Annotated in this window: 5 protein-coding genes; 3 read left to right on the top strand and 2 right to left on the bottom strand. The window is 32.7% G+C overall.

The genetic code is table 11. The annotated features are described in order from the left end of the window. Positions 1-846: FAD:protein FMN transferase (locus ACIQ11_RS09865; protein ID WP_396154477.1), on the bottom strand; the 846-nt coding region annotated here is incomplete at its 3' end. Next, a complete protein-coding gene (locus ACIQ11_RS09860) occupies positions 846-1,280 on the bottom strand; it encodes a thioredoxin family protein (protein ID WP_396154475.1) in 435 nt (144 codons plus the stop codon). The genes ACIQ11_RS09860 and ACIQ11_RS09865, both read right to left, overlap by 1 nt. A gap of 173 nt (positions 1,281-1,453) precedes the next feature. Between ACIQ11_RS09860 and def the strand changes: the two genes are divergently transcribed. The 3 genes from def to ACIQ11_RS09845 all read left to right on the top strand — a co-directional run. Further along, positions 1,454-2,041 carry a peptide deformylase gene (def, locus tag ACIQ11_RS09855; RefSeq protein ID WP_291241575.1) on the top strand — a complete coding sequence of 196 codons (588 nt, stop codon included), beginning with the start codon at positions 1,454-1,456 and terminating at the stop codon, positions 2,039-2,041. Between the two features lie 95 nt (positions 2,042-2,136). Next, positions 2,137-2,559, top strand: coding sequence for a DUF5606 domain-containing protein (locus ACIQ11_RS09850; RefSeq protein WP_396154473.1), 423 nt, complete (start codon positions 2,137-2,139; stop codon positions 2,557-2,559). A gap of 199 nt (positions 2,560-2,758) precedes the next feature. Then, positions 2,759-3,190, top strand: a 432-nt coding sequence (locus ACIQ11_RS09845; protein ID WP_396154471.1) for a YabN family protein, incomplete at its 3' end; no start/stop codon positions are given.

The raw sequence follows: 3,190 nt of genomic DNA, 5'->3' as shown, positions 1-3,190 counted from the left end.
CAACGCATCAGCAATTTCTGTTTGCTTAGCAAATACCGAAACACTTACTATGCCAGTTGCTGGATATCCAGAACGCGGGTCAATTATGTGCGAATAGCGAATATTATTAAACGTGACATATTTTTCATAACTGCCAGACGTTTCCACAGCGCTATCTATCAAAGGAAACGTAGCGAATACTTTATTCTTATTTACTGGATTTACAATACCAACCGTCCAAGGTTTACCATCAATCTGACTTCCCCAAGTGTTTATATCGCCAGAAACATTTACAATTCCAGCAGTACAACCTTTGGCTTGAAGTACTTCTTTCACTTTATCGGCAATGTAGCCCTGACCAATACCGCCAAGTCCTAATTTCATTCCGGCATCTTTAAGAAAAATCGTTTTGTTTTTGGTATCTAAAATTATTTTTTCGTAGCCAATTCGTTCTACTGATTTTTTAATCGCTTCAGGCGAAGGCATTTCTTTCATCGACCCATCAAATTTCCAAATCTTATCCATTGACGCATACGAAATATCGAAAGCACCATCCGTTAATTTTGATATTTTAAGGGCACGTTCTACCAATTCGAATACTTCGTTATTGACTTTAATAGGCACTATACCTGCATTCTGATTTACTTGTGAAATTTGTGTAGTCGGAATCCAATCTGAAATTAAATTTTCAATTCGTTTTACTTCATTTACAGCTGAATTGATATAAAAATTTCCTTCAACCGTGTCTTTGGCTACTACAGTAATTTCAAACGGACTACCCAATAAAGCGTACTTTTTCTTGTGCGTAATTTGAGAAAAAGCAGTTAAGGTTCCTAAAAACAAAAAAAAACAAAATTTCAATTTCATTAGTTTACCATCGCATTTAAAAGTTGCACATATTCTGTAGGTGATACGTTCTTATAGCCTGTAATTCCTAATACTTTACCCGTAGCGTCTAACAAAACTACCAATGGGAAATTACCTTCTTTATTATATTTTTCGGCTAATTTTTTATTACTTTCTGTTTGTGCTTCAGATAAAGCATTTCCTTTTTTCTTAGGGAAATCGGCTTTTAACAATACCCATTTCTTTTCTGCTTCAGTTTTAAAAACATCAGATTGAAAAATAGTCCTGTCTAATTTTATACAAGGTGCACACCAATCAGATCCTGAAAAGACCAAAAGAATATTTTTATTCGAAGATATTGCTTCCATTTTGGCCGCATCTAAAGAAGTAGTCCAATTTTGAGCAAAAGAAATTGTAGCTGAAAATAAAAATGCAAATAGAATTATTTTTTTCATGGGTTTTAAGAATTGTTTAATGTTTCTTTTATAACACAAATATACGAATTTTATTGCTTAATGGCTTTGTTAAAATATTATTTATTTGTTATATAATTACGTTATAAAAGGGTTCCGAAAATTAATAAGGAAGAATAAAAGAAAATTTGCTAATTTTGCAAAAAAAAGAAACCATGATTTTACCTATATACGGATATGGCGAAGCTGTTTTAAGAAAAGTTTGCGAAGACATTACACCAGAATATCCAAACTTAACCGAAACATTAAGCAACATGTATGAAACCATGTACAATGCTTATGGCGTAGGTTTGGCAGCACCTCAAGTAGGTTTAGCCATCCGATTATTTGTAATTGACACCACCCCATTTGCAGATAGCGACGAAGTTACTAAAGAGGAATCCGAACAATTAAAAGGATTTAAACAAACGTTTATTAATGCTAAAATTTTAAAAGAAGAAGGTGAAATTTGGGCGTTTAATGAAGGCTGTTTAAGTATTCCCGATGTGCGTGAAGACGTTTTGCGTCATGAAACCGTTACTATTGAATATTACGATGAAAACTTCGAGAAAAAAACAGAAGTTTATAATGGTTTGATTGCTAGAGTAATACAACACGAATACGATCATATTGAAGGCGTTTTATTTACCGACCATTTATCTATGTTAAAGAAAAAATTAGTAGGTAAAAAACTGCAAAACATTATGGAAGGTAAAGCCAGACCTGATTATAGAATGAAATTTGCCAACCTAAAAATCAAATAAATCGGACCTAAAAATTTTATGTTTTATTTTAGATTTTCAAATTGGAAATTCATTTTTTAAAATATATATTTGCGACTATATAAAAACAAAAAACTATGAGTTTTCAAAAAATATTAGCCATTTCTGGAAAGCCAGGATTATACGAATTAAAAGTACAAACCCGTTCAGGATTTGTGGCAGAATCTTTATTAGATGGCAAAAAAATTACTGTCAGTTTAAGAAGTAATGTTAGTTTATTATCTGAAATTGCCGTGTTCACTTACAATGAAGAAGTAAAATTAATTGATATTTTTAAATCAATAGCTACCAAAGAAAACGGAGAAGCTACTATTTCGCACAAAGAAACAGATGACAAATTAAAAAGCTATTTCCGTGAAATTTTACCAGAATATGACGAAGACCGTGTATACACTTCGGATATTAAAAAAATATTTAATTGGTATAATATTTTACAACCTAAAGGCTATGTGACTTTAGATGCTTTAAATGCAGAAGTAAAAGAAGAAACCGCTGAATAAGCTATTTCAGTTAAAAATATACATACATCCCATGCTTTAGTAGTGTGGGATTTTTTTTTATCTTTGGGTTTTGGGTGAAAGGTGAAAGGTGAAGGGTTAAGGCATAAGGCATAAGTCGAAGGTCGAAAGTCAATACTTTGAAACTTTGCCACTCTGCAACTTTGATACTCTAAAAATCTAACAATCTAAAAATCTAACCATGAACACCCGAGCACAACAACTACAAGCCTTTGAAAGATTACTGGATATTATGGACGATTTACGTGAGAAATGTCCGTGGGATAAAAAGCAAACGTTAGAAAGCTTGCGTCATCTTACCATAGAGGAAACCTATGAATTGGGTGATGCCATTTTAGATAATGATTTGCCTGAAATTAAGAAAGAACTGGGCGATTTGTTACTACATATTGTGTTTTATGCCAAAATAGGTTCGGAAACAAATGATTTTGACATTGCCGATGTGGCGAATAGCATTTGCGATAAGTTAATAGACCGCCATCCGCATATTTATGGCGATGTGGTGGTGGAAAACGAAGAACAAGTAAAACAAAATTGGGAAAAGCTGAAATTAAAAGAAGGCAGAACTTCGGTATTAGAAGGTGTTCCAAAAAGTTTACCTGCATTAGTAAAA

It is taken from the genome of Flavobacterium sp. (genome assembly GCF_044361065.1).
GTDB lineage: Bacteria > Bacteroidota > Bacteroidia > Flavobacteriales > Flavobacteriaceae > Flavobacterium.
Note: the sequence above shows the minus strand (reverse complement) of the source record. Positions and strands in the feature narration are given on the sequence as shown.